Annotated in this window: 25 protein-coding genes; 2 read left to right on the top strand and 23 right to left on the bottom strand. The window is 34.0% G+C overall.

Annotated features, from left to right (window positions below; translation table 11 throughout):
- Nucleotides 1-14: 14 nt before the first annotated feature.
- The 8 genes from AC27IF_RS16090 to AC27IF_RS16125 all read right to left on the bottom strand — a co-directional run bounded on the left by AC27IF_RS16090 (nt 15) and on the right by AC27IF_RS16125 (nt 8,611).
- Nucleotides 15-1,112 (bottom strand): DegT/DnrJ/EryC1/StrS family aminotransferase, encoded by a 1,098-nt coding sequence (locus AC27IF_RS16090; protein WP_487055360.1) that lies wholly within the window; start codon nt 1,110-1,112, stop codon nt 15-17.
- Nucleotides 1,113-1,134: 22 nt separating this feature from the next.
- Nucleotides 1,135-1,719, bottom strand: coding sequence for an acyltransferase (locus AC27IF_RS16095; RefSeq protein ID WP_487055361.1), 585 nt, complete (start codon nt 1,717-1,719; stop codon nt 1,135-1,137).
- Nucleotides 1,720-1,767: 48 nt separating this feature from the next.
- Nucleotides 1,768-2,724, bottom strand: a complete 957-nt coding sequence (locus tag AC27IF_RS16100) for a Gfo/Idh/MocA family protein (RefSeq protein WP_487055362.1) — start codon at nt 2,722-2,724, stop codon at nt 1,768-1,770.
- Nucleotides 2,721-3,980, bottom strand: a complete 1,260-nt coding sequence (locus tag AC27IF_RS16105) for an O-antigen ligase family protein (protein WP_487055363.1) — start codon at nt 3,978-3,980, stop codon at nt 2,721-2,723. Before AC27IF_RS16105 ends, AC27IF_RS16100 begins: the two co-directional genes overlap by 4 nt.
- 121 nt (nt 3,981-4,101) lie before the next feature.
- Nucleotides 4,102-4,983, bottom strand: coding sequence for a glycosyltransferase (locus AC27IF_RS16110; protein ID WP_487055364.1), 882 nt, complete (start codon nt 4,981-4,983; stop codon nt 4,102-4,104).
- A 10-nt stretch (nt 4,984-4,993) separates the two neighbouring features.
- Nucleotides 4,994-6,142, bottom strand: a complete 1,149-nt coding sequence (locus AC27IF_RS16115; protein ID WP_487055365.1) for a polysaccharide pyruvyl transferase family protein — start codon at nt 6,140-6,142, stop codon at nt 4,994-4,996.
- Nucleotides 6,139-6,939 (bottom strand): nitroreductase family protein, encoded by an 801-nt coding sequence (locus AC27IF_RS16120; RefSeq protein ID WP_487055366.1) that lies wholly within the window; start codon nt 6,937-6,939, stop codon nt 6,139-6,141. Before AC27IF_RS16120 ends, AC27IF_RS16115 begins: the two co-directional genes overlap by 4 nt.
- 343 nt (nt 6,940-7,282) lie before the next feature.
- Complete coding sequence (locus AC27IF_RS16125) at nt 7,283-8,611, bottom strand: flippase (protein ID WP_487055385.1); 1,329 nt, start codon at nt 8,609-8,611, stop codon at nt 7,283-7,285.
- Between the two features lie 442 nt (nt 8,612-9,053).
- Between AC27IF_RS16125 and AC27IF_RS16130 the strand changes: the two genes are divergently transcribed.
- Nucleotides 9,054-9,623: a glycoside hydrolase family 88 protein gene (locus AC27IF_RS16130; RefSeq protein WP_487055367.1), complete on the top strand. Its 570-nt coding sequence runs from the start codon at nt 9,054-9,056 to the stop codon at nt 9,621-9,623.
- Nucleotides 9,578-9,988: a hypothetical protein gene (locus AC27IF_RS16135; RefSeq protein WP_487055368.1), complete on the top strand. Its 411-nt coding sequence runs from the start codon at nt 9,578-9,580 to the stop codon at nt 9,986-9,988. The genes AC27IF_RS16130 and AC27IF_RS16135 overlap by 46 nt, the downstream gene beginning before the upstream one ends.
- 71 nt (nt 9,989-10,059) lie before the next feature.
- Here AC27IF_RS16135 and AC27IF_RS16140 read toward each other — a convergent pair whose 3' ends face one another.
- The 15 genes from AC27IF_RS16140 to wecA all read right to left on the bottom strand — a co-directional run bounded on the left by AC27IF_RS16140 (nt 10,060) and on the right by wecA (nt 25,901).
- The gene (locus tag AC27IF_RS16140; RefSeq protein ID WP_487055369.1) at nt 10,060-10,881 is read right to left on the bottom strand and encodes a hypothetical protein; all 822 of its coding nucleotides are present in this window, start codon (nt 10,879-10,881) and stop codon (nt 10,060-10,062) included.
- 794 nt (nt 10,882-11,675) lie between these two features.
- Nucleotides 11,676-12,266 (bottom strand): hypothetical protein, encoded by a 591-nt coding sequence (locus tag AC27IF_RS16145; protein ID WP_487055370.1) that lies wholly within the window; start codon nt 12,264-12,266, stop codon nt 11,676-11,678.
- Between the two features lie 117 nt (nt 12,267-12,383).
- Complete coding sequence (locus AC27IF_RS16150) at nt 12,384-13,739, bottom strand: hypothetical protein (protein WP_487055371.1); 1,356 nt, start codon at nt 13,737-13,739, stop codon at nt 12,384-12,386.
- Between the two features lie 522 nt (nt 13,740-14,261).
- On the bottom strand, nt 14,262-16,412 hold the full coding sequence (locus AC27IF_RS16155) for a secretin N-terminal domain-containing protein (protein WP_487055372.1): 2,151 nt from the start codon (nt 16,410-16,412) through the stop codon (nt 14,262-14,264).
- A gap of 72 nt (nt 16,413-16,484) precedes the next feature.
- Nucleotides 16,485-17,009, bottom strand: coding sequence for a hypothetical protein (locus AC27IF_RS16160; protein ID WP_487055373.1), 525 nt, complete (start codon nt 17,007-17,009; stop codon nt 16,485-16,487).
- Nucleotides 17,006-17,590, bottom strand: coding sequence for a hypothetical protein (locus AC27IF_RS16165; RefSeq protein ID WP_487055374.1), 585 nt, complete (start codon nt 17,588-17,590; stop codon nt 17,006-17,008). The genes AC27IF_RS16160 and AC27IF_RS16165 overlap by 4 nt, the downstream gene beginning before the upstream one ends.
- Nucleotides 17,587-18,831 (bottom strand): hypothetical protein, encoded by a 1,245-nt coding sequence (locus AC27IF_RS16170; RefSeq protein ID WP_487055375.1) that lies wholly within the window; start codon nt 18,829-18,831, stop codon nt 17,587-17,589. Before AC27IF_RS16170 ends, AC27IF_RS16165 begins: the two co-directional genes overlap by 4 nt.
- Entirely contained in the window at nt 18,828-19,757 is a 930-nt protein-coding gene (locus tag AC27IF_RS16175) for a hypothetical protein (RefSeq protein ID WP_487055376.1), read from the bottom strand. The genes AC27IF_RS16170 and AC27IF_RS16175 overlap by 4 nt, the downstream gene beginning before the upstream one ends.
- On the bottom strand, nt 19,754-20,455 hold the full coding sequence (locus AC27IF_RS16180) for a PilW family protein (RefSeq protein WP_487055377.1): 702 nt from the start codon (nt 20,453-20,455) through the stop codon (nt 19,754-19,756). Before AC27IF_RS16180 ends, AC27IF_RS16175 begins: the two co-directional genes overlap by 4 nt.
- A gap of 5 nt (nt 20,456-20,460) precedes the next feature.
- The gene (locus AC27IF_RS16185) at nt 20,461-20,892 is read right to left on the bottom strand and encodes a type II secretion system protein (RefSeq protein ID WP_487055378.1); all 432 of its coding nucleotides are present in this window, start codon (nt 20,890-20,892) and stop codon (nt 20,461-20,463) included.
- A gap of 62 nt (nt 20,893-20,954) precedes the next feature.
- Complete coding sequence (locus tag AC27IF_RS16190; RefSeq protein ID WP_487055379.1) at nt 20,955-21,452, bottom strand: type II secretion system protein; 498 nt, start codon at nt 21,450-21,452, stop codon at nt 20,955-20,957.
- Between the two features lie 13 nt (nt 21,453-21,465).
- The gene (locus tag AC27IF_RS16195) at nt 21,466-22,665 is read right to left on the bottom strand and encodes a type II secretion system F family protein (RefSeq protein ID WP_487055380.1); all 1,200 of its coding nucleotides are present in this window, start codon (nt 22,663-22,665) and stop codon (nt 21,466-21,468) included.
- The gene (locus AC27IF_RS16200; RefSeq protein ID WP_487055381.1) at nt 22,665-24,335 is read right to left on the bottom strand and encodes a GspE/PulE family protein; all 1,671 of its coding nucleotides are present in this window, start codon (nt 24,333-24,335) and stop codon (nt 22,665-22,667) included. The genes AC27IF_RS16195 and AC27IF_RS16200 overlap by 1 nt, the downstream gene beginning before the upstream one ends.
- A complete protein-coding gene (gspG, locus tag AC27IF_RS16205) occupies nt 24,332-24,745 on the bottom strand; it encodes a type II secretion system major pseudopilin GspG (protein ID WP_487055382.1) in 414 nt (137 codons plus the stop codon). The genes AC27IF_RS16200 and gspG overlap by 4 nt, the downstream gene beginning before the upstream one ends.
- A 115-nt stretch (nt 24,746-24,860) precedes the next feature.
- A complete protein-coding gene (wecA, locus tag AC27IF_RS16210) occupies nt 24,861-25,901 on the bottom strand; it encodes a UDP-N-acetylglucosamine--undecaprenyl-phosphate N-acetylglucosaminephosphotransferase (protein ID WP_487055383.1) in 1,041 nt (346 codons plus the stop codon).
- Nucleotides 25,902-26,221 lie beyond the last annotated feature (320 nt).

The raw sequence follows: 26,221 nt of genomic DNA on the forward strand, positions 1-26,221 counted from the left end.
TTAAGTTGAACACACTATATATTATGTGTATTTTCAAGGTATGGGTGCATGGGTAAACTAAACACTTGCTTACATAACTTTTCAGCTACCGGAAAATCACCCTTTTCATAACCTAAGTTCTCGTATACCGTTTGCTGGTGCATACAAGTAGCGTAATAAACAACCGTTGGTATACCTTTCTCTTTATACTGTGCCATATCTTGTTCGCGGTTATCACTTAGCAAGGTATATTGTGCCCAAGAACTTTCGTACCCTTCAGGCACTTGCGGTGTTTTATAACGTTTTCCTAATTCATTTTCATAATTAGTAGCAGCAATATTGCGATTGATAAGCTCTTGCGGAAATTCAGCTAGTTTTTCTAATAAAATAGCTGCTTGAATAGTATCTAATCGGCTATTCATGCCGATGCGAACATTGTCATATTTATCACTACCTTTACCATGTACTCGGTAAGAGCGTAATAGCTGGGCATATTCGTCATTATTAGTAAATATAGCCCCCCCATCGCCATAGCAGCCTAATGGCTTAGCAGGGAAAAAACTTGTTGTTGCTATATCACCAAAACTACCTGCTCGTTTAACATTACCATGTTCATCAGTAATCGAACCACCAAAACCTTGTGCGGCATCTTCAATCAGTTTTAAATCATACTTTTTAGCTATTGCTTCTATTTCTGAATAATTGGCCGGTAATCCAAAAAGATCAACAGCAATAATCGCGGTAGGTTTTAATTTACCTTCACTGATCACCTGTTGTATTTGTTTCTCAAGATCTTGCGGGCAAATATTAAAAGTATGCTCGTTTGAATCGACAAATACGGGTGTTGCATTAGCAAAAGATATGACTTCGGCAGTGGCAAAAAAGGTAAATGTTGGGCAAAAAACAGCATCACCTTCTTTAACATTAAGTGCCATTAACGATAAAGTTAGTGCATCGGTACCATTCGCACAGGTTATAACATGTTTCACCCCCACATAATCAGCTAGGGCTTGTTCTAACTCTTGTACTTCAGGACCCATGATATATTTACCATGGTTAAGTACATCAGCAATACGCTTGTCTATTTTAGTTTTTAAATGTTGGTACTGTGCTTGAAGATCTATAAACTGCATTAATTACTGTCCTAAAATATTATTAGTTTGAAACGTTAACCAGCTGATCATTTTTCAACTGATATTTATTACCGGTATGAGAACAAACAACCATTCCCTCACCTTTTATCGGTAAGTCAAGTTGCTCGCCATATTCACTCATCCAGCCAATTTGCTTAGCTGGTACGCCTACCATTAAGGCGTAAGGTTTAACATCTTTATTAATTACCGCACCAGCGCCAACAAAAGAGTATTCACCCAAGATAACTCCACAAACAATAGTGCAGTTAGCACCTAAGGTGGCACCTTTTTTAACTATTGTATTACGGTATTCATCTTTACGTACGACACCCGAGCGAGGGTTATAAACATTAGTAAAAACCATACTAGGGCCACAAAATACTTCGGCTTCTAAATGAACATTGTCATACACCGAAACGTTGTTTTGTATCTTGCACTTGTCACCAATAGTGACTTTATTACCAACAAATACATTTTGTCCTAATGAAACACCCTTGCCTATTTTTGCTGCAGCACAAACATGCGCAAAATGCCAAACACGTGAGTCTTTACCAATAACTGCACCATCATCAACAATGGCGCTTGCATGCTTATAATAATCAGCCATAATATTTCCGTTTATTTATCTATACTTTAGCTAAAAGCCAACGTTCTTTTAACGAATAACTTTACTGACAAAAGGGTGAATATCTGAAGAATTTTTAATAATATCTTGATTACGAATTTGGCTAACTATTTCAATACTCTTACGAGCTTCTTCTAGGCCAAAACCACCACCATTTAAAATATGCTCATAACTTTTGGTATGAAGGTCAGTAAAGCCACCTGAAAATTCAATTTCATTACCATCAACAGTAATTGATCGGTATGTTCTTTGCCCTGCTGCTTTTACTTCTTCTGGAATATAGTCGTAATTAACTGATAAGAACCAACGTACTTTAGCGTGTTTAAATTCTAAATAACCGGCATTGGCGCTATCTTGCTTTAAATGCGCTTCATTCTTAACTAAATCACCAAAAACCCAACCTAGCATGTCATAAAAATGCACACCTATATTGGTTGCTATTCCACCTGATTTATCATCTACACCTTTCCAGGAAGTAAAATACCAGTTACCTCGGCTTGTTAGATAAGTTAAATCAACGTCGAATACTTTATTTGGGTTTTTAGAAACTTCTGCGGCAACAAAATCTTTTAAATCAATAATGCTTTGATGTAAGCGTAACTGTAGAATATTATAAACTTGCTTACCGGTTTCTTCTTGCACTACACCTAATTCATCAATGTTACTAGGGTTAAGCACTAATGGTTTTTCACAAATAGCATGAGCGTTATTACGTAATGCAAAGCGAATATGTGAGTCATGTAAATAATTGGGTGACGCGATACTTACATAATCAATTTCAGTTCCTTGACGCTTCAAAAGGTCAAAATGACGATCGAAGCGTTCATATTCAGTGAAAAATTCAGCTTCAGGAAAGTGACTATCTATAACACCTACAGAATCATTTTTATCTAACGCAGCAACTAAATTATTACCGGTTTCTTTGATAGCTTTCATGTGACGAGGTGCGATATAACCAGCAGCACCTATTAAAGCAAAGTTTTTCATATATTTTCTCTTGTGATTTTTGAAGAATTGAGTTGTTTATATTCTAATGACGCTAAGCCATTAAGTAATGCCCACGCGATACTTAGCATTCCTGAAGTCCATACATGACCTGCAATGCAGGCAAATAACAACAAAGCTGAATTTGCGACTAGAGCAGAAGGAGCATAATAATTTTCATTCAAGTTTCGCACATTTATAACAATAATATAAATAGCCCATACTATTAATAAAATGGCGGGGATAATACCAAAATATAAAAAGATATCAATCGGATCAACTTCTAAACTTGCCTTACCAATAATACCCGTAAGTGTTACTGAGCCATAGCCAAAAAATAGAGGTGTAATACCATCAGCATCCGAAATGCGTTCAAATACTTGGCTAACCCATATATTTCGCCCAGAAAAGATCATATCAAGAATACTAAACTTGGAAAACTTAAAAAGAAGCCTTTGACCAACACGAAAAGTATCTAACCAGTTATAGAGAAAAGATAAGATAGCAACCATTAATATAATGGCTACAACAATTAGCGCAAATGCCTTGAAAGATAGAACCTTCTTTCTAAGATTAAAGAATGGAATAACAAAAATCACAAGAAGACTAAATAAAATAACCGATTTTGTACCAATGGATAAACCAATAAACAACACAAATAGTGCATTTACAATATATTTTTTAAGGCTAAAAACATTCCAAATATTATGTAACCGAAAACATGATAGTACTATAAACAAAGCACTAAGTTCGTTACCTGCAACAAAAAAACCCTTATAGCCTATACCACCTTCGTTAGGGTAAGTGTAATAACCAATATTAAAATAGCCAAGCAAAACATTAAAAACAACAACCCAAAAACCTAAGGTTAAGCAGTTTTTTGCACGTTTGATAAAAAGTAAAGGCTCCTGTTTTGCATAAGACATGACAAACGAATACATTACAACCAGCAAAATAAGCTTTAAAGCAAAAGGCAATTCATTGGTTAAGGCAACATGTCCATCTTGAGCCACCGAATAAAATAAAGAAACAGAAATATGAGTTGCAAATATAATGATAAAAATAAGATATACCGACTTCCTTTTCAGTAAGTATAAAAACGAAAAAAAAAGTAATAACATTTTTAAAACAAGCGAGAGAGGAATGTTAATACCAATTTCTTGAACAAAAAAACCCGTTAAGGCATCAAAGGCAACGTATGGAATAATAATAAACCAACACAGCGTTGTGATATCAGCTTTGAATTTTATTGGAAACATAAATTTATTTTTGTAGGTTTAACCTACTTCCATGATAGAGCTAATTAGGTAAACCTATAGAAATGACGCGGATTCCCCCCGCCTACAAAAGTGAACAATGACTAAATATATTATTAAAACATTAACCTTTAAGCCATTTACGTCTTAGCTCAGCTAATGGTTTTAGTAATATAGATAAATAATACCTCGTTTTTATAAGCCAAAACCCATGTCGGATCTGTATAAAAAACTCTCTAACTGTTGGTTTCTGCTTTAAAGCTCTCATTATAAGCCAGCGTTGATTAATTCTATTGGATTCAGACATTAAATGCTGATGTTTTTCGTAAAATTGTTTATATCCTTTAACATGATTTTCTTTAGCAGTGATACGAGGCCCTTCATGGCCATGATGAACAACATAAGACACTTCACCCAACATTTTAGCATCACCATAAGTTTTAATTAAACAAGTCCAAGTATCATAATCTTGGCACGCTTTAAAAGACTCATCAAAACCACCAATGGTACGTAACCTTTCTAATTCTACAAATACTTGGTTTGTGGCATAATTAAAGCTCAACTGTTCTTCTAAAGTGATGATTTTAGGCTTATTACCAAACTGTTTAGTGCGTCTACCATAATGCCAAATATAGCCATGATTAACAAAAGCATATTTACTATCATAACCAGCAAGCAATCCTTCTAAACGATGTGGCAAAAACTCATCATCATCATCAAGGCCGGTTATAAACTTACCTTTAGCTATTTTAATGGCTCTATTACGCGCAACGCAAGCACCTTGTGACACATCATTTCGCAAAACAGTCACTCTAGGCTCTTTACTTGCAAGATCAGTTAAGTATTCAAATGTATTATCCGAAGAAGCATCATCAACAATGATCAGTTCAAAATCTTGCATTGTTTGAGCAAAAACAGAAGACACTGCTCGCTGTAAAAGCTCAAGCCTATTGTGAGTAGGCATGTAAACAGTAACCATTGGTTTATATGTGTTAATTTTATTCATACCTTAGTGCTCATACAATTTTTTGAGACACATGTGCCCACATTTTTTGGCTTTGCAATTTATAGTTCTTTGCGTTAGTAAGTAAGGTATTTGTAACTTCTGCTTTGCTTTCTAGTAGCTGATGTAAATGTTCAATTAGTTTATGCTCATCACCGTGAGGTGAAACCAAATACTCTGAAACACCGTATTCTTCAAACAATTTTTCATATTTATGACTCCAACTAGTACCTAGGCAAGGAATCCCTTGTGATAGGGCACTAACACAACCATGATAACGAGAACACAGAATAGCTTCACTAGCACCGATAATACCTTTTACTTTTAATGGATTTTCTTCTGCTAATATTTCAACAGGTTTTGATAATTTAGTATTAATTTGTTCACATAAGGCCTGATCTTCACCCCCCTCATGATTAAGCAAGAAAGGAGTCAAGCCTTTCTTTTGCGCTTCATTTATTAGCACAGCAAAAGTATTTACATAATGTGTGTACCATGCAGTATTCGTGTTCTTTTTACTTAACATTTTAGAATTAGGTATGACGGTAAAGTAACGTTTGTCACTATTTTTAAACTTCTCTGGTACAACACCCACAACCAAATTGGTAAAATCAGGAAAACATACAATATTACTCTTTTCTCCCATGATAGATTTTACATAAGAAAAAGACTCTTGTTCTCGCGCTACAACTAAAGAAGCATTATCAAAAGCAATTTCCGCCCACTTTTTCTGTTTTGGTTTTGTAAAAGGCCCTAATGCTTGTGGCATAAAAATGTAGTGTTTACCTTTACGATGCATCCGGCTAACTTCTTTAGCCGTTTGTGCCATGATAACAGGGCTCCATTGGTCGCCATAACTAAACCCAGAAGCATCAAGTATTACATCAATATTTGCCTCAGTGATAACGCCCCACTTTAATAGCCAGTTTCTAACTTTTTTAGGAAGCAGGTAAAAAAAGCTACCAAAATCATAAATGTTTTTCTTAAACTCTAGTTTTTGATAAGCACCAACTGAAATTCGTTTTAAGTAAGGAGAATTTAAGTTGTCTTTTAACACAATTTTTGCATCAGGAAAACGTTGCGCTAATTGCTGTAAAATAGCATGAAGCATCAATTCGGCTCCTTTATTTACAAACTGAACGCCTTTTATTTCGATAATCACAGAGTTACTTCTTTCCTTAACGTTTTTGAAGTTTTTTTAGACGAATAAGGGATTAATCCCTCACTTTGCGCATAACCAACAGAAATCAACATAATTGGGCGCTTATGTGTAGGTAAATTCAACAACTTTGACATTTTCTTTTCTGGCACGTCTAAGTCAGGCCAATTCAAAGGGCAAGAGCTCAAGCCCATGGTCTCTACAGATAACATTAATTGCATAGCAGCTAATGAAGCATCAATGTAAATAATATGACGATCACGCTCAGACGGGTAAGCAGATAAATCTCCAATAACAACAATAACTGCGGGTATATTATCTGAAAAACCTGCAGTCCCTAACGCTAAAGAAGCTACTTTAGTTGCTTTATGAGAATCTGTAACAGTATAAAATTCAAATGGTTGCCTATTACATGCGCTTGGCGCTTGAGCAGCCATATCAATGGCTATATCAAGAGTGCTACTATCAATTTCTTTATCTTGATACCAACGCACAGAACTACGTTGCTTAAATAAATCATGAAGTGTCTGTTGAGTAATTGTTGAGGCAACCCTATGCTGATGCTCATAAGGCAATGATGAGCCATCTTTTTCAAAAGGTTTTAATGTTAATCTATTAAAACGTTCTCTAGCCTGATCTAGCACTTCACTGCTATCTGTAACAGAGAAATATTTTTCTAATACATCTTGAGCCCATTTTAGTTCATCAACACAAAACCCTTCACTTTTAAGGCACTTTCCAAAGCAATCTATCGTTTCATCTATATAAGCTTCCGCAAAAACAGCCCTACGCGGTTGCATGATTAAGCCTTTCTCTAACCTATGTGTATTTCTGCGTAATAGCACACTAGACTGTTTAATATCATTTAATGAATTATAGTATTGAAGACGTCCTTGTAGAACGGCCTGATGTTCACGGCGAAATTGTGTGCTGAAAAAGCAATAATAGAATGAACTGAGGAAACTATTTTTTGCAAAGAATGGGAAAATCAATTTATCTATAAATTGTATCTTATTTTTTATTGATAATAAAATGGATGGGGATAACAGTTTTCGAAGCATTGATTTCATTTATAGCGCCAAATATATTGCGCGAGTGTTATCAGCACAACTTAAATTATATCATTATGTTTACTAAACTAAATTAAGCTTTCAATTTTACCTTATCAAAGAGAAAACGGCTAGGGAATAACAAAGACTTAGTCATGATTTTTGCTATAGGCCAAGTGCTTGGATGAAAAAAGAGTATAATATAAGAAGCAAATGCATAAGATATTACGGTAGCAATCGCTGCCCCTATACCATGATACATTGGGATCAGCCATAAATTTAAGCCAACATTCATCACTGCACCAACACCATGAGTTACCAAAGAGAAAACCAACAAATCTTCAGCCAAAAGCCATTTACTCAGCAATGCTCTCATAAATACAAAGACACCAGCCCAAATATGTAACGCTAAAATAGCACCAGCTGCCGCATATTCATTTCCAAATAAGAAAACAATGACCCAATCAGAAAAAAATGTGAACGCTAAAGCAATTACTAATGCACTAACAAATAAAGCATCGCAGAGACGTTGCAATTGTTGTTGATATTTTTCTTCATTCGTCTCTTTAAGTTTTAACAGCGAAGGAAAAAAAGAGGCGGCGAGTGCTGTTGGGAAAAAATACCACACCTCAGAAATCCTACTTGCAACCGAATAGATGCCATTTTCAGATGTTGACACCATTTCTGTCAGCATAACTTGATCTATTTTCAAATATATTATCGACGCAATTCCTGACAAAATTAACCACTTCGATTGTTTTAATAAACTCATGCCATAAGAAAAATCAAATAAAGATAAGTTAAAACTACCTTTTTTAATTTTATATATGGCAATAAATCCTACAGATAGTAGAAGTGATTCTATAACGGCCGCCCAAATAAAAGCAGTTAACGGCGCTTTGAAATAGACTAATACTAATTTAAGAATAGAAATTAAAACAACAGTAAGAAAACGTACTTTTACAACATATTTTGACTGTACTTGTGCTTGAAACCAAAAATCAATAACATGAAATGCAACCAACAAGTTAGCTAAAGAAAGTAAAACAACTGCCCAATACTTTCCTTCTAGCCTTGTAAAAATGCCAAAATACAAACATATAAGTAATATTATACTTGCTAATACTCCGCCTAAAAATCGGGTCACAGTTACGGTTGTCATTATTGACAGGTAACTATGCTTTAAAGCAACAAGTTCACGAGTAACGATAGCATTTAAACCTAAGGAACTAAGTGGTACTAAAAGCGCCACAACCGCTAAAAGGTAATTTAATAATCCAAAAGAGTCTGGCCCCAAGTGCCGTGCGACAAATACACTTACCATCAAAACAAGTACCATCGACAGTACTTTTTCTCCGACTAACCAGCTGGTATTCTTTATTGCTGCGAATAAGTTTTCATTTTTTTTTATTTTATCAATCACCAGCAAGACAAAGCCCTTTAGCTAGCAATTAATTGGATTTAAATTAATTGCTAATAATTATGTTATAACAGAAACTAACGACATATTTTTTAGTATTTTAAATGAATGACCTCAACCATACAAACACTAAAATACAACTATTTGTTAAATCATAAAGGCACAAATAATAATATGCACCACATATTTATCGTTTTAAAAAAGGTCTTACTTATCTGCTTGGTATCCTTGTCAAATATTTCATGTAATGATGGAAATCAAACAGGTGAAAAAATTAACTCTACAGAAAATATCAAACAATTAGCATTAGAAATAGCGATAAAAAAAATATCGAAAAGTTGCAAATGAACTGGATATCAACAATGGTCATCCTCGAGCAGTTAATAATAATCAATGGCGGCAAACACATTGGCAAAGTTGGACAGATGGTTTTTTCCCGGGTATTTTGTGGCAATTAGCCATAATTGATGACTCTTTAGAAAATCAAGCCGCTTTATGGACTTTACCTCTAGGAGAATATGCTTTATTACCAAGTCACGATGTTGGCTTTATCATAAATAACAGTTTTGGAAAGGCCTATAGAGTGACTGGTGATCCTAAATACCTGTCTACAATAGAGACAGCAGCGCAAACCTTAGCTAATCGCTATACCCCTCAAGTACAGGCAACACGTTCTTGGGATTTTGGCAGTTACCAATTCCCTGTGATTATAGATAACATGATGAATCTCTCATTATTATTTTCAGCAAGCCATTATTTTGAAAGTGAACCATATTACTCTTATGCTTTTCATCATGCGTCAACAACTTCAAAGCATCATATTAGAGAAGACGGTAGTAGTTTTCACTTAGTTGACTTTAATAGTGAATCAGGTGAAGTTATAAAAAAATCAACCGTACAAGGTCTGAATAATGACTCAACTTGGGCACGAGGACAAGCTTGGGGGGGGATGGTTTTTCTATCGCTTTTATGGAAACAGGAAAAAGTGAATTTAAAGAAACAGCGATCAACATAGCTAATTATTTCATAGAACAATTACCAGAAGATAAAGTTCCTTATTGGGATTTAAGCATCACTGACATTAATGCATCAAAAGACACGTCGGCAGCTGCTGTTGCTTCCTCGGGATTATGGTTATTATCCAAAATAGTAGTTGATACAGAGCTAAGTAATTATTTTAAAGATGAATCTTTAGCAATAACGTCAAGTTTATTAACTAATAAATATTTTAATAGCGATATTAATTACCCTGCTCTTCTTTTACATGCAACAGAGAACAAGCCATCAAATAATGAAGTTGATACATCGCTAATTTACGCGGATTATTATTTTATAGAAGCTTTATTGTTACAACTTAGCATAGTTCAAGTACCACTTTGATATTCCAATGACAAAAATAGCACTATTGATATACCACTTTTAACTCGTTGAGTTTACATATATAAAACAAATTATAGCTTTATGATAATTTGATTTGCTTGCCAATCTTCATAATTATTCCAATAGTCCATTTCATTAAGCATGACATAATCTAACGATTTTAAATATATTGGGCGGTATAACTTCTTTTGTGATGTATATAGAATATCTTCAGATAATACGATTCCAGTTTGAGCATCAATTGTAACAGATAATAGCCCGTATTCAGAATTATCACCCAATATTGACGTTACTAAAACTTTAATAGACTCGCCATCCTCATATCGACAAGATTTTATTGATGCTCCTGTAATATAAGAATTATCGCCTAGGATACCGTTATAATGACCTACTTCAAAATTCACTTTTGAATTGTTATTTAAGTCGGTAATAATAATATTTAACTGCCATTCCTCAGTATTATCAATATTGTTTTGTGATGAATATAAATGACAAAGGCTACTATTATGATTGGCTACATCTAGTAGCCTTGTATTTGAATGGCCTTCTGACGATACTTTGAGCTGTAAAGTATAAGCATTACTATCACTTCCCTCACCCAAACGAATATTATCTACTAATGCATTACTAGGATCATCTTCAACTAAGTCTAAGAAACTATATGCTATATACTGCTCTGGCTCTAATGGATGATTAGCCTTACTAATAATAATTTTATCGTAAAGCTGACCTACGCTATTCTCTATACTCATTTGTAAATATAACCGGCCAAACGACGCAGAAATCATTTCCCAATCAGACCAAGTCCCCCCTTCATCTGGACTAGTAAATATCCCCCATCCATCTAATTTATCCCAGGTTAGCAGATAAAGTTTATCATTTGCAGAAACCAATTGGCTATAAGTAGTTCCTGATTGAGTATTTAACGTAACCTGGCTTTCAATAGATAAGTCTTTATTGAACAGTGTCAGCTCAATCTGACCAAGGGAGTCTTCAGATACACTATTATGACCTGTCCTAGCAACGATCCAACGCTCCTGATCTAACGCTAAAACAGCAGGCGCATTATGTTCATCTGCTTTAAATTGTAGAGGAAAGCTATGCTCGAGTTTAACCTCAGATAAATCACTTCGAAAAAAAGATACCCATTGCTCACTTTTACCTTTATTGGTTTTAACGCCTGTAACAGCAAGTGTATCACCAGACAGACTATATAACGGACTAACCCAGTAGGAGTAACCTCCATTACAACTTAGTGATACGGTTTGGTCAGCATTAATTGTACATAACTTTTCTTTTTCTGAAGAATTACAACCAAATAAAAAAACAATAAGTGTATAGTTAATAAAATATAACTCAATCTATTTGAATAAAACATTAAAAACCTTTTTAATTTTATCCAGTTACTATATCTATTTAATCGTATGTGTCAATTCAATAAACTAAGCCGTTTAATTGAATTATATAAGTATTCTATGCTGTTGATAATTAGGAAATAAGGTTTAGGGCGTTTGTTTTTTTAAAGGTTATAAAATAGTATTGACAAACTTTTGATAAAATTAATTCTATGATTAAAACACAATATCAAAACAAGTACAAAGGAAGGAATATACGAGAATCATGAAATAATATGGGCCTTACTTTTGCCAAGCAAAACCCATAATAGGTAACTATACGAACATTTGAACTACATATCGGTCGACTTTATACTTTTCAGCAAGCGTTCAAATTCGATTTTAACGTTTGAATCAATATCTTTACTACCACTGACAGAGAAGGTATATAGAATATTATGAGCTTTATCTAATACCGCTAAATTTTTAATAATTTGTTTACTGTTTTTACCGTCAGCTTCAATAATATATTCTTTAGTCATATATCTATCAATTTTCTGGCTTGCGTAAACCTTAGCTTCGTCTCCCACCAAAGTAAACTGAATATTTTTGTAATCAGCTTTTATCAATCCAGATATTGCAGAATTAAAGAAGTGCTTCCATTCTTCCTTTGAACCAGTATAACTTGAGCCAGTTAACTGTTGACACACTACATTGGTAGCTAACTGCGCTGCCATACTATTGTTCAGAGCGACAACGCTTTTTAGCTTCATCTGAACCGTTTCGTTTAACGCTATAACTTGCTCTGATACTTTTGGTTTATTCACTAACTCAATAGTATTAAAACAAACAGACTCTGTATACAAACCTTGATTCGCTTTGGCTTTATAAGAAAGAGTTAATACTAGTATTAATATTGTTGTAGTTAAGGTTTTTTTCAACATAACGTAACCCTTAAAATTCAAAAACATTTCATCATCTATTGCACAAAATAATTATATATTTTAGGCAAAAAAAAACCGACCTAGGTCGGTTTTTTTATGTATCACAATAAAGCGATATTAGTTACCACGTTGTTGTGAAGTAGAAACTTCAGAACGACCAGTACCTGCTTTTTGAGTGTAAGCGTAACCGTTTACAACACCTTCGTTAGCGTCAATGTTAAATGTAACGCTTAGTTTAGAACCAGCTTCTGCACCTAAAAGGTCCATAAGTAATGCATCACTAACTTTAGAAACAGTTAATGCTGGTAAATCATCAGCAAAATCGTCTGTAGTGTTTAAGTTTACTGGTCCGTACTCTTCGCCATTTTGGTCAATAGCTGTAACGATAACGTCAGTAGCTGTAGAACCTTCGTTAGAAAGAATTACAGTTGAGTTAGTACCTTCAAAACCTACTGGTAAGTAAGGAACATTGATGATAGTTGCATCAACTAACCATTCGCCACCGTCTTCAGATGTTGCAACAACTAAAGAACCAGAAGAGAAATCAGCAGAAGTAACTTCAAAACCAACAGTAACGTCACCAGTTGCTGGGATTTTAACATCAGTCGCATCTAATGCTGGGTCAATTGTTAAAGTAACATCAGTATCAGTACCATCAATTGTAATATCAGCAGGAACAAGAGCGATATCAATTACTTTATCAGCAGTAGACATTGTTGGAGTACCAGCATCCGCTGCAAGGTCAGCTGCAATAATATCAGTGAAAACACCAGTAGCAGTAACAGAGTATGTTGGAGCCGTAGTAACAGCACGTGATAAACCTTGATTATCAGAAATAGTAACAACTAAATCATCTTCAGTAGTTCCATCAGTGAATACTTCATCATCTTCACGATTGATTAACTTATCAAGAGTAGTATCAACAGAGAAACCGTATTGGCTAACTTCAATTGAGATAGCACCGTTACCTGTATCAACATCAGATGCACCATCGTTAGCAACATAAGAAGCAATAGAAGCAGCTTCAACTGCACCAGTTGCGAAAGCTACATTGAATGCACCACCGTTAGCGATAGGCTGACCTAGGCTTACGTCGAAAGTTAATACGTGAGCACCATCAGTTGTAGTATCGATAGCGATGTTATCAAATGTAAAGCTACCTGTACCAAAAGTAATAGCAACATCACCGTCAGTACTGCTACCAGCAGCCTGAACAACAGTACCAGTAATAGCAGCTGCAGGTGTAGTTAAATCTACATCTTCACCAAAAGTTACAGTAATAGTAGATGCAGCAGGAGTTGCGGCTTCAACTTTAACGTCGAAATCAAAACCTGTATCTGGAGTTGCAACTTCAGCGGCAATACCTTCTTTAGAAATCTCTAAGATTGTCGTTGATGGGGTAATAATTGCAGCAGAAGCACCGAATGATGCAACAACAGCTGTAGCTACAAGAGCTTTTTTAAAAAAATTCATTATGTTTTTTCTCCTAGTTTCATGAAACTAGCACATAGCTAATGAACCTATGTACCAATATTTTTCTCGCCTGGCTAGGCGCCTAGCCAAACCATGTGCGATTAAATGACAAACCTTTGTCAAAGTCAAGTAATTAGCGTTTATTTTTTATAATTATGTCGATTAAACAACCAATTATTCAAAAAACTGGGCTTTTTACCCTATTTACTCACCTGTATTTTAATCTCATATATATGATTTTAAAATTTACCATCTACTTATATATAAGAATATTATTCATCATAAATTAATTAGCGCTTAACCCACCTTGTTTTAGAACAAAAAGGATGACATAAGCAAATGAACGTATACTTTATTAGCATATAGTAATCACCTGACAAGTTACCTTGTATTTATTTTGTTTTCAAGTGTATTAACATAAAAAATTAAAAAAAATTACGCAATTTTTTCTTTATAATTGAATACTCTATGCATAAAAATCCATCACTTTTTAATTCAATATAGTTTTATGTACATACCACTTTAAAACTCAATGTTTTCTAGCCCAACCATAAAGCTTTGTCTTATACGATCCCACTCACTTACATTGTTAATGATTTTAGGTGTTACTAGTATCACTAGCTCTGTTTTGTCTGATGAGTCTGCATCACTTCTGAACAAATGTCCAATCACGGGTAAACCACCCAAAAAAGGTATGGCATTGGCACTTGAGGTTTTATTTTCACTGATCAATCCTCCAAGTAACACTGATTGACCATCACCAGCTACAACTTCTGTTGATATTTTTCGTTCGAAAATTGATGGAGAGCCTGAGATATCGATTCCGTCAGTAGATATATTCGAGATATTTTGCTCAATACTCATAATTACAGTACCTTGAGCATTAATAGTTGGTGTTACAACTAAATCAATACCCGTATTACGATACTGTATGGTGGTTGTTTCTCGCTCGCCATTTATAGGATCAGACGTAGTACTGCCAACGGTAGGTATATCATCACCTACACTGATAGACGCAGACACACCATCACGAACCAATAAAGTTGGTCTCGACAATACATTAACTAAACCATCTTTTTGGTTTAAGCTAATATTTAAGTTACCATTTACTCCAACCAAAGAATATCCAAATCCATCAGTACCGTTATAACTAAAATCTTTAGTAGTATCACCTAGTCCACCACTTTGAATTGCAAACTCTACACCTTTTGAGAAGCTCCCTGTTAACTTTACCTCAGCTATTACAACTTCAAGCATTACTTGCTTAGGCATTACATCAAGCTTTTTGATTATTGGTAGCAATTCTTGATAAAATTTACCTGTAGAATAAAAAATAAGTGCATTAGATCTTTCATCAACAACTAATCTAATATTATCTCCGTCAACAGTTTGCACAACGTTAACAGCATTTGTGTTTCGTCGGTTATTTTGAGTAGTAGAGGTATTATTAACATTTATAGCACTGCTTTGTGTTTGACGATTGTTTTGGTTAAAACTACTACCACCAAGTAATGGTGCTAAACTTTCTCCTAAGTCAGCTGCACGAGCATAACGAGGGTGATATGTATAAAAACTTTGTTCTGATCCGCTAGCAGGCTTATCAAGTTGCTTAGTCCAATACTCAACTCTATCAATAATTTCATCCGAACTAGCAAAAACAACAACTTTTCCTAAGTGCTCAATAGGAATAAAACGAACACTGATTGACTTATTTAACGCTTTGGTTGAGATAATTCCTTCTTGTTCTAATAGTTCAGAAATTTTTTCAATATAAGTACCAGAATCGATATAATTAAAACTCAATAATGCAATTGATTTTGCGTTCATACCACTACTGTCAAGTAAGTGCACTAACGATAATGTTCTCAATACTTGTTCTCTTTTTCCGACTACAGTTAACAACCCTTGAGCAGCATCTATAGTTACTTTTGCATCAACCAAGTCACTTATCGTTGTTCTCAAACCTCGAGAAGTACCGAATTTAAGAGGTACCAATTGAATTATTTCACCAGAAACATTAGGAACATCAACCATTTCACGTCCAAAACCAAATGCTTTAGACGATTTATTTGTTTTACTTTCTAATTGATGTACATAAAACACTTCATCATTAAGCGCAATCGCTACCTGGTTTTGACTTAGAATTTGTTGAACAAGCTGAAATAAACGTTTTGCTGAAACAGAGTTTTTTAACTCTAACGTAACGGGACTGACATTTGATTTTACACTCGGTTCAATTAAATAAGAAACATCAAGTAAGTCCCCTAAGACATAGTGTAAAAAGTCGTTAAGGGGTAATTCGTTTACAGATAATTGAAATTGTTCTTTACCATCAAACTGTTTAGATAAATCTACTTCAAGTTTTAATCCTTGTTTGTTGTTGTCTAAACTATTTAAACGAACAAATTCAGCATCCCCTTTATCTTCTACCGTGTTCTTCTCAAGAATATCAGTTGCGGGTGATTCTTTCTCTTCTAGAAATGAGTCTTCAATAACAACTTTATTGGCTTCTACCTCTTGGTTAGGGTTCATCATTGTACTGCTACAGCCAGTAACAAAAAAAGCTAAGGCTACTAATACATACAATTTTCCTTGTGTTAACGCTTTATGGTTAAACTTTTGTTTGCTATCAACCAGTAAGGAGGTTTTGATTGTTGCCATTATTTTATTCACGTCGTTGATTTCCAAAATTTTATATAAACTTATCACTTTGCGTTCAGTGATAAATACATTAGGAGTTTTGCATCATTTTTTTATATTAAACAATTTGAACTCAATTAAGTTATTATCTTGTTTAAAGCTTATGGAGTTATTAGTTACAGAAGTTAAAAAGACTCCTTCTAACAATTCTTCTCCGTACATTATTTTTAGTAATTGAGACTCGTCAGAGCTACTTTTCTCATTCAAAACTTTTATCAAAATAAAAGCTTGACTTTTGTTCTTCATAGCATCAGCTGTATCATTTACTTCTTTTCCATTAAATATACCGTACAATGTATATTTTTTATCTCCAAAAGTAAGTATGCCTTTATTTTTTTTATTACTATCGGTTTGTTTATCTTTGGGTTCTTTAGACTTCAAACGATCGTACTTAAGTTGCTGCCAAACTTTTTCTACCTCTAAGGGCTCGTCACTAATATATGCAGGAACAATTAATTGAGACGCATTTAATGAAGACTCTTTTTTTGGGGTATTGTCTTTTTGAACTAACAACGAATAAGTTAAATAAGTAAAAACCATTACTGATAGTAATATTGCAACGATCCTCATCCCTCCTCCTTACCCACATTAGAGCTATTTAAATCAGTCTGTTTATACCAAACACTAACATTTAAAGACGCAATAAATTCAGAACGAGCTGTTTTATCAAAATCTCTAGCGCTATAGCTATAATTTTCAATATTTATATATGGCTTAACAGTTTCAATTGCCCGCGTAGTTTTAACTAAACAATCGGCATCACCTTTATAGCGTATTTCCATGTGCCATTTTTGTATCTTAGGTAGAACATTCTGATTACCTTTAAAGCCAATTCTTGAAACATTACAATCTGCTGAGTTTAATAATTCTTCAAGCTTTGCATGTACTATTTGCTTGAACTCTGCTTCATTCTTTTGCACAAATAAATAATCATGAGAGTTTTTCAAATAACGTGATAGCTGTTTATTTTCATCGGATGATATACCTACATCAATAAGCGTTTTTGTTTTATGCTGTTTATTCTGTAACAACCTTAATGTTTCTTGTTGCTCACTTTGAAGTTCAGAAAGAGGAACTAAAAGGTAATTCGCAAGCAAAAGGGCCAATAGAATGAGTAAATAGTGTTGATATTTTATAATATCTGCCTTCATATTGTATCTTTGCCTTCAGTATTCAATTTCACTTTCATGTCGCCAGAAGTTTCTTTATTGATTGGCCGTTCATCACTTATATTATTTGGAATTAATTCTAAGGTAAAAGATTCTTTACCTTTAGATTTGCGAACTGCACCTTTAAAAGTGGCGCTAACAACGAATGGGCTTTTAGATATTTCAGTCAAAACTTTAGTTGCGTTAGGGGCTTTTCCTCTTATAGTCAATATGTTCAGTGTATAATTAAACCGACTGATAACCATACCACTTTCAACGAGCTGATAAATCAATGACCAATGCTGATGTACTGTAACAGTTTTTGAAAACTCATTATTGAGCATATTAAGTAACTGGCGCTGCTGATCTTGTTTGTATTTTGATTCAAGCAATTCCAAAATAGCTTCCCCCTGATCAGACAACTCATTTTCAATGTTGTTACTTTTTATCCATAAATAACTGTTAGTTGCAATGTAAAATATGCTGGCCGTTATTAAAGGTGCCCAATACAACAGATGCAGATCTATAGCTTTAAACCATTTCTTTGGATTAAATGCGATTTTATTATACAGAACATCAATCTTACTTTGTGTAAAACACGTAAAAAGAAAATTAGCATAATCTTCTTTGGCAACATTATTCGAGATTATGTCTGCTGGTAATCCAGAACTTAGTTTGAAAGCTTCTACATTTGAAATCAAACCTTTAGCGTAAGAACTTGAAGATTTATCACCAAAACAACTTGCGAATAATGTACCAACTGGAGTTTCAATAGTTGACAACCAAATTGGTCTCGTTCCGCTTTGGCTCTCATTTTGATAACAAAATAAATCTGTTTCAGGAATAAGAACTCGTTGTTCTCCTAATTCATTTAACAAGCGAGAGTCGAAAGTAGTCTTTTTTATATCATAACCATCAATTGCTGCATTAACAGCTATTTGAAATATTGTAGCTGCAGTGTTTTCATTGCTTTTTTGTAATAGTAAAATTTGACGTAATTCTTTTTTGCTTATGGATGTATAACTTTGCAACGTCTGTTGGTAGTGTGCCTTAGCGACGATAACAACCTTAGCATTATTCTTTTCTGTTTGTTTGAAAAAACAGGCTTCTTGATTATCAATATTTTCTAGATCATTCGATAATTTTTTATTTTCAAAAACGTACCAACCATTAGCATAATAAGCCAACTGTTTAAGTAATATTTTCTTCAATATAGGTTGCTTTATAAATAACGCTAAATTCACACTTGATTCCAAGTTATATGACTAATGACAATAGGTCTTGTTTGGGAGCCAGGTCGCAAGTCTACTACAAATTCTTTACTTAGTTTATTGTTTTGTCCTTTTACAAGCAAGGTTACTTTTAACAAGCCGCTTGTTGCAAAAGTAATATACTCTCCTTCATCAATAGATGTAGCCTGATAAAAACTTAGCTTAGTTAACATACCCGAGTTTCTTAATTGTAGAACCTCTTCATAAGAGGCAGCGTTATTTAAGTAAGCTTTTAAAATGGCATTTGGAGCATTTAAAGGATTAAAGTTAGGAATTATTTCTGAAGTAAAGAATTGACTCCATTGCTTATAATTTAATAAATGGCCATTTTTAATACTTTCAACTTCTGATATTGTTTGTAAATAAGCATTACGTGGACCAGGTTGTTGAGCATTCTGGTAGTAATGACTTTCCGCTCCATTGAGCCGCTTTAAATCATCTTTATCTTTCCAGTCAGCTAAAGAGTCTAGAAACGTCCTTACTTTGTCATCTGAAAGTTCATTAAGTTCAAAGAAATTGGCTGCAATAGTATTATTTAGAAGATTTAAATTAAGTAACCCAGATAAATCTTGAATAGTAATAACGGTATTATCATCGATCAAAAAAGGCTCACCATAAAAATTCCACTTCTGAACTAGAATATTTTCACTATTACTATTTTTATAACGAGCTTTCGTTAACAAGGCATGTAATAAGTCTGCTTCTACAATTTCCAGTGCTAAATTGAGTCCGAATGAATTCTTCATTAAACTAACAACACTAATTTGCGAACGTACTGTTTGATTGATGTAAATCCCTAACATAGTTAGAATAATTGAAATAATCAACACTTGTATAAGTGCAATTCCTTGAACTCTTTTAGCACCCGACCCTATTGTTGAATTAATTTTTCTCATCATATGTCTTCTCGAAGATAGGTTAATAAACGATACAAACTATGTTGTGGGAGGGCTAGTTGAAAGTTACTCATGCCCTTTTTAGAAGTAAAAGTGATTTGTAACTGTTCCGGTAAAAGTCTACTAACATCACTATTATGAGTTTGATACCATACCCGTCCATCTTCTTTATTTATAGATTCATCATTATCGTTGCTAATAGCGTCAGCTAATGACTGCCAGCCAAAATAAGATAAATTAAAATCAGTTATATTAGACAACAATATAATTTCATGTTGCCAGACGCCCTGTTGTGATATATCTAAAATCAGGTTACTTTTAACACTTTGTTCTCGATAAATTAAATTATGATTATCACTATTTGGTATGCTTTCTAGTTGTAAATGTATTAAGGCAGGACTATCAGTAAAAATAGCTGAATTGCTTATTAAACTCATACTAGAGCTAGTTCCTTTAAAATACATGCGAGGATTACCATTTTCGGCATTAACAATATAGGGGATTGCCGAGCTGACAATTTTATGTAAACTATCTAACGCGGTCGCTTGTTCCGTGTTATACCAAAATACTTGTACTCGCTTTTGCCATTTTTGACTATATAAACTATAAGCGTAATACCCAGAAAACATCACTATCATTAATAATGACGTTGCCAGCATTAATTCTATTAAGGTAAATCCTGTGCTTTGAGATTTTTTCACATAACTTACCATGTCGCTGCCTTAAACTGGAACTCATCGGTTTTATTAGTATTTGTATTCTGGGCAGTCACATTCACTTCAAACAAACCAAACTGAGGAGTTGGTCGAGCAATATCATCATATTCAGGAGCTCTTGGTGCAAAGGCTACACGTTTAGCTTGCCATTGATAATATATTCCAGAAACACTTAGTTCGTTTGATAACTCTTCAAGGTTTCTATTTTTAGTTAGTAATCTAATTTGAGCTTTTATAGCAGTAATCGCAATAGGGTTAATTTGATAAAAATGTGCCTTATCACTTGCCTTTTGAGCAGATAAACTCGATGCTGAGAATAATTCAGCCGTTATTGCCAACGCTGAAAATAAAATTACCGAAGCAATAAGTACTTCAATCAGAGTGAAACCAGAGGATGGTTTACGAGCTGCGACTAAACGCATATTTAAGCATTTTATATTAGCCTTTACGTTACTTTTATCTAACTTATTAAGTACATGCTTCATTATAAATCAAGCTCTGTGTATAAAGAAGTAAACTCAATAGTTTTAATTTCGTTAAACCAAAATACTTGAAATTGATTTGGGCTAACTACCCCTTTGGCGGAAACATTAAAAGATTGAGCAACAAAGACAAGTTGATCAAAATTTATTATTTCTATATCATGCGTTTGAGTTTCATTGTCAATGTTTGGTATATCATTAATTGAAGAATTAAACTCATTAATTTCCATGGCTGGCTCAGTAACATACATAATTTGCATTTGATTTTTTTCAAGGTTAACTTGAATAGCACCGCCTCCATAATATGCACGATAGCTTATTTTTTTAAATAATTGGATTACTTGTTCTAATTCAACTTGTCTTGCTTGTTGGTTAATACTTTTTTGCATTAACCCGCCACTCAAACTCATTAATACAGCCATAATAGCCATGACAACCATTAACTCAATTAATGAAAAACCATTGTGTTTACGTTGTTGTACAGACGATTGTACTACCATGTGCCTATCAAAATTAAAAAGGTACATCGTTAATTGAGACCATACTCATCAACATTGAAATAACAATACCACCAACAAAACCTCCCATAAAAACTAGCATTAAAGGTTCTAAAATAGTGGTTAACTTTTTTACCACTGCATCTAGATCTACACGACTTCTATTGGCGACTTCGTTAAAAACTCTAGGTAAATTTCCAGTTTCTTCACCTACTTTGATAATCGACAAAAATATCTCAGGAAATATCTGAGTTTTAGATAATACAAAGCTTAACTGTTTACCTGATTTTAATTGGGCTAATGCTTGTTTTGCATCTCGTTGGAGATCTGGATGTTTCAGGGTAGAAGATGTAAGTTCTAATGTAGTGTCTAGTTGCACCCCTGCTTCTAACATCATTCCCATAGAAGATGAAAAACGTATACGTTCAGCTGTTAGAATAATTTTACTTACGCCCGGTATTTTCGCTGAATTAACATAACACCAATTTTTAAATGCAATTTGTTTAAATGCATAAAACAAAGAAAGCAAACCTAGCCCAATACCACCTAGAATATAAATTTCGTTTTCTACAAAAAAACTACTGACATTAATAATCAATTGCGTGTACCAAGGAGCTTGAGTCAAATCAGTAAAAATTCCTGACATTTTGGGAACTATAAAAGTTAGTACAAAATATACAGCAGCAAGACATACCATCATTATTACACTAGGGTATGTTAATGCTTGACTAATTTGTGCTTTTAATTCTTTTTGAAATTTTAAGTCAGCAGAAAGCCTATTTAATACTTCAGATAAGTTACCAGAAGATTCACCTATCTTTAGCAAACTTATGTAAAGAGGGCTGAATAAATCTGGATGTTCTGAAAAAGCCTCACTTAATGAAGTTCCTTTTTTTAACATTGCAGAAATTTTACTTAATAACTTAGACAATGCAGGATGTGCATTAGATTGCATAATAATATCTATGCCTTTATCAACCCTCACACCGCTTTCAAGAAGTAATGCTAATTGTGAAGTAAAAAATTCTAACTCGTTAAGGCCTACAGAACTAGAAAACAAGCTCCTCCACGAGGTATTTGTATTCAACTCATTAAGCTCAATAGGTTGCAGCCCATCTGCTATTAGTTTTTTTTGTGCCGAAGTTTTGTCGATCGCTTCTATACTGCCAAGGTGCCGCTCACCTTGCTGATCTATAGCTTTATATTCAAAATCCATTAGCCAGCGACTCGTAATACTTCATCAATAGTCGTAACACCTAGTAGAACTTTATATAAACCATCTTGTAATAGATTACGTCGCTCTAGAGAGTCATTGTACTTTTGTGCTGTTGAAATAAATTGATCATTTTTTGGTATCTGTTTTATTTCGTCATCACATCGTAAATATTCATTAATTGCAATACGACCTCTATACCCTGAACCGTTACATTTGTCACAACCATTAGCTTTCAAAATAGTCACGTTTTCAAGCTTTGATTTATGCTGAATTTCATCTAATGGGTACTTTAGTTTGAGTTGTTCTATATTCTCTTCAGGAGTTGCACAATGATGGCATAATTTCCTCGCAAGTCGTTGAGCAACAACAGAAATTAACGCTGCATTTAATAAAAATTCTTCAACACCTAAATCCAGTAAACGCGTATAAGCACTTGCTGCATCATTGGTATGTACTGTACTAAAAACTAAATGGCCAGTAAGGGCAGATTGTAATGCAATTCTAGCAGTTTCCGCATCACGGATTTCACCAACCATAATAATATCAGGATCTTGTCGAACAATAGATCGAATACCAGCTGCAAAATCAAAACCAATATCAGGATTAACTTGAACTTGATTAACTCCATCAAGCTGGTATTCGACAGGGTCTTCTAGAGTAATGATTTTTACGTCAGGATTATTTAATTCATTTAAAAAAGTATAAAGAGTAGTTGTTTTACCTGAGCCTGTTGGCCCAGTTAGTAGAATAACTCCCGTTGTTTTCTTTAAGTCCTGTTGAATAAGTGTTTGGGTATCTTGAGACAACCCTAAAACTGACATATCATACTTAATAGATTCTTTACGAAGAAATCTCAGTACAATACTTTCACCATCATTTAAAGGTAAAGCAGAAACACGAATATCAAGCTCTTGATTGGCAATGCGCATCTCAATTTTTCCATCTTGAGGTCTGCGCTTTTCGGCGATATCCATACCCGATAGGATCTTTAAGCGAGTAGTTATAGGTAATTTCATTTTCGGTGATAAAGTTTCCACTTCATGTAATACACCATCAATTCTATACCGTACTCTAAATTTTCCAAGATGAGGCTCAAGGTGCATATCAGAAGCACCACGAGCTAATGCTTTAGTAATTAATGTATTTAATAAATTAACTGTTGGAGCTTCTAGTGCAAGTTCTCTAAGGCGAGCTTCTTCATCTCCACTGAGTTCTTCATTGTCAACCAATTCTTCGTCACTTGCCTGAATAGCAAAGAAAAATGTTTGTAAATCAGATTCTGTTGCAATAAAAACTTTAGCTTCTATACCACGCTTTTGTAGGTATTGAGCAACATCTAAATTTAAAGGATCTTTACAAGCTAGTGTCCAAAGTCGTCCATCGATGGTTTCTTCTTCAGATAACAAAAGCCAATCTTTAGATTTTAAGAAAAGTAAATCTTCGTTAAGGTAATCATCGGCTTTCCACTCTTGCCAATTATTTACATTAAACAGTGGTTGTTGGAGTATGTCACTATACAAGGGAGCTAAATCATCTTCCGTGAGACACCCCATGCTTACTAAGATTTGTTCTAAACGTCCGCCATTACGCGTTTGATACATTTTACCTTTATCAAGATCAGCTTGGCTGATCTTGAAACGTTTTTTTAATGTACTTGTTAATTCAATCATTGATGAATTACATCTGCACTTTCGTCTTCTCCACCTTCTTTTCCATCTAATCCATAAGATTTAATATCGTAAGGCATATTATTTGAGCCAGGTACAATGTAAATATATTCTTTACCCCAAGGATCTAGGGGGATCGCTTTTGGTAAATAAGGACCATCCCAACTAGGGTTATTACTAGAGCGTAACTCTTCTAAACTAGACGGTACCGTGCCAATATCAAGACGGTATGTATCAATGGCGGTTTCAAACATTTGCATTTGAGCTACTGCAGTCTTCTTTTTAGATGAGCTGACTTTAGAAAATAACTTAGGCGCAACAAGAGAGCCTAACAAGCCTAATATAATCAATACAATCATTAGCTCCATTAAGCTGAAACCTTTATTCTTATTTATTGAGTTTATCTGTAACATTTTATATCAACACTCTACAGTTATTTGAAAATATGACTGGGGACTTATAATCCATTAATTTTATCAACACACTTCCAACTTGTCGATAACCTAAATGTTTTACGATTTTTTTACTTTAACGTTGGGGTGAATAGTAGCCCATAAGTAAATGATAAAACACAAAAAACAATATAAATCCAGATAACATAATGACTTCTGAAACCTGAAAATATTCACCTATGAGACCTACCCCTGACATCGTTGCTGCAATGCATGAAATAATGACTAACGTTTTATGTGAGCTATAACCTATTCTTTGCAAGATATGATGTAAATGGTCTCTGTCAGGCTTAAACGGTGATCTACCGTTTTTATAACGCCGTACTACGATAGATAACATGTCCATAAGAGGTATGGCACATATCCATAATGCTGTTACAGGTCGAAAGGAAGTTAGATCACCTTGTGTTCCCATAGTCAATAACCATATAACACTTAAACCTACAAACATACTTCCAGCATCACCCATAAAAATCTTTTTAGTTTTTTTATCGATAAGCTTTTCAAAAACACCTAAATTAAACATCAAATAAGGAATTGTCGCTGTAGCTAAAATCAATGGATAACTTAAATAATCAGTTTGTCCGCTCATAACGAATAATATAGCAACTGAAGTAAAAGTATTTATGCTAAGACTACCAATTAATCCATCAATACCATCAATCATATTATAAGCATTGATAACAACAATTATTGCTACATAAGTAAAAATAATTCCTAATGGACCTAAAGTAATATTTCCAAATCCAAATAAGTTTCCTAAATTAGAAATATATCCACCGACGCCATAAATCATAAGACTTGCGATTATAATTTGACCAACTATACGAACACGTACGCGTAAATCAAACTTATCATCTAAAGCACCAATAAACACCATCATAGCTGATGCTATAAGATACATACGAAGTTCTTGAGTATTTGGTAACCACAGGAGACTAGCTGCTAAAACAGCTAAAAATATAGAAATACCGCCGATTAAAGGGATATGACCTGAGTGTTGCTTTCGCTCATTTGGCTTATCAACCAAACCAACTTCTATTGCAACAGGTTTGAAAAATTTTATAGCTAAAAAGGCAAAGCAAAAAGCTGTAACAGCTGAAGAAAATATGTACATGTTAATGTTCCAGTAACGTTCCAATTATGCTTACTGCTTATAAAGCTGGCTGTAGATATAGCTATTTTTCTGGCTAACTAGCCCGCCTCCTTTAATTAACAGAACAGTCCCTCTGTCACTTGAAGAGTTTAATACTATATAATAGCATTTTAAAAAATCAGCTTGAATCAAAGAACTTCTTTTGGATCAGATACTTCCATATGAAAGCGCAAGTTCGAGCCGAATTATACAAGACTTTACACCTTTATTACAGCATTAAAGATGTAATCTTATGTAATTTAGGCCTATTTAAATCATTTAGGTTAACCTTTCAAAATTAA

Source organism: Colwellia sp. KS18-150, from assembly GCF_057551365.1.

What these genes read in the sequence shown, in the direction of transcription:
- AC27IF_RS16090 (WP_487055360.1), bottom strand. Translation starts at nt 1,112, where the DNA reads ATGCAGTTTATAGATCTTCAAGCACAGTACCAACATTTAAAAACTAAA.
- AC27IF_RS16095 (WP_487055361.1), bottom strand. Translation starts at nt 1,719, where the DNA reads ATGGCTGATTATTATAAGCATGCAAGCGCCATTGTTGATGATGGTGCA.
- AC27IF_RS16100 (WP_487055362.1), bottom strand. Translation starts at nt 2,724, where the DNA reads ATGAAAAACTTTGCTTTAATAGGTGCTGCTGGTTATATCGCACCTCGT.
- AC27IF_RS16105 (WP_487055363.1), bottom strand. Translation starts at nt 3,980, where the DNA reads ATGTTTCCAATAAAATTCAAAGCTGATATCACAACGCTGTGTTGGTTT.
- AC27IF_RS16110 (WP_487055364.1), bottom strand. Translation starts at nt 4,983, where the DNA reads ATGAATAAAATTAACACATATAAACCAATGGTTACTGTTTACATGCCT.
- AC27IF_RS16120 (WP_487055366.1), bottom strand. Translation starts at nt 6,939, where the DNA reads ATGCAACCGCGTAGGGCTGTTTTTGCGGAAGCTTATATAGATGAAACG.
- AC27IF_RS16135 (WP_487055368.1), top strand. Translation starts at nt 9,578, where the DNA reads ATGGAAACAGGAAAAAGTGAATTTAAAGAAACAGCGATCAACATAGCT.
- AC27IF_RS16145 (WP_487055370.1), bottom strand. Translation starts at nt 12,266, where the DNA reads ATGTTGAAAAAAACCTTAACTACAACAATATTAATACTAGTATTAACT.
- AC27IF_RS16150 (WP_487055371.1), bottom strand. Translation starts at nt 13,739, where the DNA reads ATGAATTTTTTTAAAAAAGCTCTTGTAGCTACAGCTGTTGTTGCATCA.
- AC27IF_RS16160 (WP_487055373.1), bottom strand. Translation starts at nt 17,009, where the DNA reads ATGAGGATCGTTGCAATATTACTATCAGTAATGGTTTTTACTTATTTA.
- AC27IF_RS16165 (WP_487055374.1), bottom strand. Translation starts at nt 17,590, where the DNA reads ATGAAGGCAGATATTATAAAATATCAACACTATTTACTCATTCTATTG.
- AC27IF_RS16175 (WP_487055376.1), bottom strand. Translation starts at nt 19,757, where the DNA reads ATGATGAGAAAAATTAATTCAACAATAGGGTCGGGTGCTAAAAGAGTT.
- AC27IF_RS16185 (WP_487055378.1), bottom strand. Translation starts at nt 20,892, where the DNA reads ATGCGTTTAGTCGCAGCTCGTAAACCATCCTCTGGTTTCACTCTGATT.
- AC27IF_RS16190 (WP_487055379.1), bottom strand. Translation starts at nt 21,452, where the DNA reads ATGGTAGTACAATCGTCTGTACAACAACGTAAACACAATGGTTTTTCA.
- AC27IF_RS16195 (WP_487055380.1), bottom strand. Translation starts at nt 22,665, where the DNA reads ATGGATTTTGAATATAAAGCTATAGATCAGCAAGGTGAGCGGCACCTT.
- AC27IF_RS16200 (WP_487055381.1), bottom strand. Translation starts at nt 24,335, where the DNA reads ATGATTGAATTAACAAGTACATTAAAAAAACGTTTCAAGATCAGCCAA.
- gspG (WP_487055382.1), bottom strand. Translation starts at nt 24,745, where the DNA reads ATGTTACAGATAAACTCAATAAATAAGAATAAAGGTTTCAGCTTAATG.
- wecA (WP_487055383.1), bottom strand. Translation starts at nt 25,901, where the DNA reads ATGTACATATTTTCTTCAGCTGTTACAGCTTTTTGCTTTGCCTTTTTA.